Origin of the sequence: Streptomyces ipomoeae 91-03 (assembly GCF_000317595.1) — a bacterium.
GTDB lineage: Bacteria > Actinomycetota > Actinomycetes > Streptomycetales > Streptomycetaceae > Streptomyces > Streptomyces ipomoeae.
Genome location: NZ_AEJC01000507.1, coordinates 1 through 4,666, shown reverse-complemented (window position 1 = coordinate 4,666; position 4,666 = coordinate 1). Strand labels below are relative to the sequence as shown.

At 72.1% G+C, this 4,666-nt stretch carries 4 protein-coding genes and 1 pseudogene; 2 read left to right on the top strand and 3 right to left on the bottom strand.

What is annotated here, in order from left to right; all coding sequences use genetic code 11:
* Positions 1 to 611, bottom strand: a 611-nt coding sequence (locus STRIP9103_RS32950) for a glycoside hydrolase family 75 protein (RefSeq protein ID WP_048821417.1), incomplete at its 3' end; no start/stop codon positions are given.
* Positions 612 to 1,087: 476 nt separating this feature from the next.
* Here STRIP9103_RS32950 and STRIP9103_RS52155 point away from each other — a divergent pair.
* Together STRIP9103_RS52155 and STRIP9103_RS32945 are read left to right on the top strand one after the other, a co-directional pair.
* Positions 1,088 to 1,488: pseudogene (locus tag STRIP9103_RS52155) on the top strand (fibronectin type III domain-containing protein); the annotation flags it as partial.
* A gap of 151 nt (positions 1,489 to 1,639) precedes the next feature.
* A complete protein-coding gene (locus tag STRIP9103_RS32945) occupies positions 1,640 to 2,185 on the top strand; it encodes a hypothetical protein (protein WP_009327731.1) in 546 nt (181 codons plus the stop codon).
* 73 nt (positions 2,186 to 2,258) lie between these two features.
* Here STRIP9103_RS32945 and STRIP9103_RS32940 read toward each other — a convergent pair whose 3' ends face one another.
* Together STRIP9103_RS32940 and STRIP9103_RS32935 are read right to left on the bottom strand one after the other, a co-directional pair.
* A complete protein-coding gene (locus STRIP9103_RS32940; protein WP_009327729.1) occupies positions 2,259 to 2,831 on the bottom strand; it encodes a PadR family transcriptional regulator in 573 nt (190 codons plus the stop codon).
* Between the two features lie 39 nt (positions 2,832 to 2,870).
* The coding region (locus STRIP9103_RS32935; protein WP_048821416.1) for an NADPH-dependent 2,4-dienoyl-CoA reductase at positions 2,871 to 4,666 on the bottom strand (1,796 nt) is incomplete at its 5' end.

Genomic DNA, 4,666 nt, shown 5'->3' with positions numbered 1-4,666 from the left:
CGGGAGTCCTCGAAGACGATGTAGGTGACGCCGGAGGCGACGCCGCCGCCGCGCGGGGCGGGGCGGATGCCGAGGCCCTCGGCCGTGGCGTACGACGCCTCGCCGATGGTGTTCTGCGGGCCGGTGTCACCGACGACGGCGTACTGGACGCGGTTGCCGTAGATGACGGCGGCGATCGAGCCGCCGGTGATCCCGTGATCCCGGTAGTCCCAGATGCGGCTTCGGGCGGGGACGACGATGAATGGCAGGGTATCGGCGCGCAGGTGGCGGCCGTCCGACTGCTGGAAGGATGTCGTCGGCTGGAACCACGGGTCGGTGGTGCGGTTGCAGCGCGCGCTCGGCCGGCCGTCGCAGTCGATGTCCATGTCGGCCTTCCAGTGCACCGCGCCGTCCACGCCGCAGACGGGGATGACGGCGGGGGTGTCGGCGTCGCTGCGGTAGAGGTTCCGCGACACCCGGACGCAGCCACGCACGCTGGCCAGCAAGTCGGCGGCGGTCACGGCACCTTCACGCCGCTGTATGGGCTGTTGCGGGTCGGCCAGGGCGGGCAGCGTGACAGAGACCAGCAGGGCGGCGCCGGCGGCGGCGAGCGTCAACGAGCGGACACGCACGATAAGGAACCCTCTCCTGGGCGACATTGACGACCACTCACCCAAAGCTGGTGCGGGTCGGAGAGGACGGCCACCGGGAGGGGGCCGGACGGTGCACGGCACTCACGGGGCGGGTGAGCGACCGAGGACCCGGGCCGACCCCGGCCCCGGCCGCTCGGCCGCCCTCGCCGGCGCGGGTTCGGCGACGACAGCGGCCCGCACCGGACGGCGTGAACTGGCCTGGAAGGAAAGCGAGTTCACACCGTGGCTGAACACCAGCATACGTAGCCGAAAGCCGAGCCGTGAAACGAGCCGTCCCACCACGCCACGTCGACTCGGCACCGACTCCTGCCTCTTGATGTGACCTCATCAGTCGCGCATACATACACGGAGAAGGTACAGACTAATCCGCTGAAGACCGACGACCGAGGGGGTGGGTCGTGCGCCGCGTTCCCGTGCCGCGCTTCCGCCCCTCTGCGGTTCGTTGTTGCCGCAGGAAGGCCGCGGACGTGCCCGGCGACGAGCACATGGTGGACATCACCCGACTGCGCCCCTCCACCACCTCCGTGTTCACGGTCCGGACCCGCGGCGGCGCCGGGGACCTCGGGCCGCAAAGCGCCGAGGTACGGGCCACCACGTCCGCCGCCGGTACCACCGACCGCCGGGCTCCGACAGCGTGGGCGGGAAGCGGACGGCGGCCGTGGTCACGGGCCTGCGGCCCGGCACCCGGTACTCCTTCGCCGTGCGGGCGCGGGACGCGGCGGACAACCTCTCCCCCGCGAGCGGAGCGGCACGGCTCACCACCGCGCCGGGGGCGGACGACGGGCATGCCACCGCGCCCACCGGTTTCCGCGCCACCGCGCGCCGGGACGACTGGGCGTACTCCCTCGCTGTGTCCCCCGTTCGGCGGAATCCGTCACCTGCTCGGGGGCGGTCCGCATGCGGGCGGGGCGCTGGGCACGTTGGCTCGGCCTGAGGCAGCACGGGGTTCCCCGATCCTCGGCGGCGCAAGGGATGTCCCGCCAACCGTGCCGCTGGAGGGCAGACTCATGCGTACGTCCCAGCTACTCCTCCGCTCCGGCCTGACCGTGGCCGCCGCCGCGCTGCCGATCGCACTGGACGCGCCGTCGGCCATCGCCGTCCCCTCGGGGATCTCCGTGAGCACCACGGGGTCCACGGTCACCGTCAACACCAGCGACTGCCCCACCAGCGTCAACGGCGTGTTCGGCACCGCCTCGCTGGCCGTGGGCGGGCAGCCGAACTTCTCCCAGGGGCGCCAGACCACGCTCACCGGTACGAGCACCACCCAGTCCGCGTCCTGGACGAACGTCAGCCCCGGCACGTACACCGTGGTCGTGGTGTGCAGGGACGGGACCACGGCGGGCACCCAGTCCATCATCGTCACCGCCGCCACTCCCACCGCCTCCGCGACCGTCTCGTCGGCCCCGCCCTCACGGGGCGTCATGGGCGGTATCGGCGGGGCCACCGAGGACTACGGCACCCTCACCGTGGTGGGCGGTGGAGCGCTCGTGACGGCGGGCGCGGGGGCGGCGGTCTGGTACCTGCGCCGCCGCGCGAAGCCGCACCGGCTGTGAGCGCCGGGTGGGAGGTCGCCCCTGAGACGTGCGGTCCGCCGCCGAGCGGACGGCACGTGACGGGGACGGCCGCCTACTCGCGCTCGGACGATTCCGTACGGCCGCCGCGGTCCGGCAGCCGCTCGAACTCCTCCAGGGCGTTCGCCAGCCACTGGGTCCAGAAGGTCTCCAGGTCGATTCCGGCGCGCAGGATCAGATGCTGGAGCCGGTCCTGGGTGGTGTCCCGGCCGGGTCCGAAGTCCCGCTTCTCGATCTCCTCGTACTCCGCCAACTGCCGCTGATGCAGGGCGAGATGGCGGCGCAGATCGTCCTCGAGGCCGGTGGTGCCGACCACCGCCGCGGCACGCAGCCGTACGAACAGGGCGTCACGCCATGGCCTGGGGTCCTGGGGTGCGGAGGTCCAGCGGGCCAGTTCCTCACGGCCCGCCGGCAGGACCTCGTAGCTCTTCTTCTGGCCCCGGGCGGGCCGCTCGGAGGGCAGGGCGCGGATGTAGCCCTCGCCCTCCAGTTTTCCCAGCTCGCGATAGATCTGCTGGTGCGTCGCCGACCAGAAGTAGCCGATCGACCTGTCGAACCGCCGGGTCAGCTCCAGGCCGGACGACGGCTTTTCGAGCAGGGCGGTGAGGATCGCGTGCGGGAGTGACATGGGCTCATCCTAGGAAGGCCCCACCAGCCCCCGCAGTGCCTAAATGGTCGCCGCCAGCTCCGTCCCCTGCTTGATGGCCCGCTTGGCGTCCAGTTCGGCCGCGACGTCGGCGCCGCCGATGAGGTGGGCGGAGCGCCCGGCGGCGACCAGGGCGTCGTACAGGTCGCGGCGCGGTTCCTGTCCGGTGCAGAGGACGATCGTGTCGACCTCCAGGACCTGGCGTACGCCGTCGACGGTGATGTGCAGCCCGGCGTCGTCGATGAGGTCGTACTGGACGCCGGGGACCATGGTGACACCGCGGTGCTTGAGTTCGGTGCGGTGGATCCAGCCGGTGGTCTTGCCGAGTCCGGCGCCGACCTTGGAGGTCCTGCGCTGGAGGAGGTGGACCGAGCGCGGCGGGGCGGGGCGCTCGGGGGCGGTGAGGCCGCCGGGGGCGCGGTAGTCCATGTCGACGCCCCACTGACGGAAGTACGCGGCCGGGTCCTCGCTCGCCTTCTCCCCGCCGTCGGTCAGGTACTCGGCGACGTCGAAGCCGATGCCGCCGGCGCCGAGGATCGCGACCCGGTCGCCGACGGGGGCGCCGTCACGCAGGACGTCGAGGTAGCCGAGGACGCTCGGGTGGTCGACGCCCGGGAGGTCGGGGGTGCGCGGGGTGACGCCAGTGGCGACGACGACCTCGTCGTACGCCGTGAGGTCGTCGGCCGTGACACGGGTGTCGAGGCGTACGTCCACGCCGTGTGCGTCGAGTTGGTGGCGGAAGTAGCGCAGGGTCTCGTCGAACTCCTGCTTGCCGGGGACCCTGCGGGCCACGTTGAGCTGGCCGCCGATCTCGTGCGCGGCGTCGAAGAGCGTCACCTCGTGGCCGCGTTCGGCGGCGCCGACGGCACAGGCGAGACCGGCGGGGCCGGCGCCCACGACGGCGACGCGTTTGCGCAGCCGGGTCGGGGAGAGCACCAGCTCGGTCTCGTGGCAGGCGCGCGGGTTGACCAGGCAGGAGGTGATCTGACCGCTGAAGGTGTGGTCGAGGCATGCCTGGTTGCAGCCGATGCAGGTGTTGATGGCCTCCGGCCGGCCCTCGCGCGCCTTGGCGACGAAGTCCGGGTCGGCGAGCATCGGACGGGCCATGGACACCATGTCGGCGTGCCCGTCGGCGAGCAACTGCTCGGCCAGCTCGGGGGTGTTGATGCGGTTGGTCGTCACGAGCGGCACCGAGACCGCGCCCATGAGCTTCTTGGTGACCCAGGTGTACGCGCCGCGCGGCACCGAGGTCGCGATGGTGGGGATACGGGCCTCGTGCCAGCCGATGCCGGTGTTGATGATGGTGGCCCCCGCCGCCTCGACGGCCTTCGCCAGCGTGACCACCTCGTCGAGGCTGGACCCGCCGGGCACGAGGTCGAGCATCGACAGCCGGTAGACGACGATGAAGTCCTCACCGACGGCCTCCCGTACCCGGCGCACGATCTCGACGGGGAAGCGCATGCGGTTCTCGTACGAGCCGCCCCAGCGGTCGGTGCGGTGATTGGTCTGGGCGGCGATGAACTCGTTGATCAAATACCCCTCGGAGCCCATGATCTCGACGCCGTCGTACCCGGCCTGCCGGGCGAGGCGGGCCGCGTTCGCGTAGTCGTCGATCGTCTGCTCGACCTCGGCGTCGGTGAGCGCGTGCGGGACGTACGGGCTGATCGGCGCCTGCAGGGCGCTCGGCGCGACGAGGTCGCGGTGGTAGGCGTACCGCCCGAAGTGCAGGATCTGCATCGCGATCCGCCCGCCCTCGCGGTGCACCGCCTCGGTGATCAGGCGGTGCCGCTCGGCCTCCGCGTCGGTGGTGAGCTTGC

Coding starts and splice junctions, on each gene's coding strand:
- STRIP9103_RS32945 (WP_009327731.1), top strand. CDS start 1,640: ATGCGTACGTCCCAGCTACTCCTCCGCTCCGGCCTGACCGTGGCCGCC.
- STRIP9103_RS32940 (WP_009327729.1), bottom strand. CDS start 2,831: ATGTCACTCCCGCACGCGATCCTCACCGCCCTGCTCGAAAAGCCGTCG.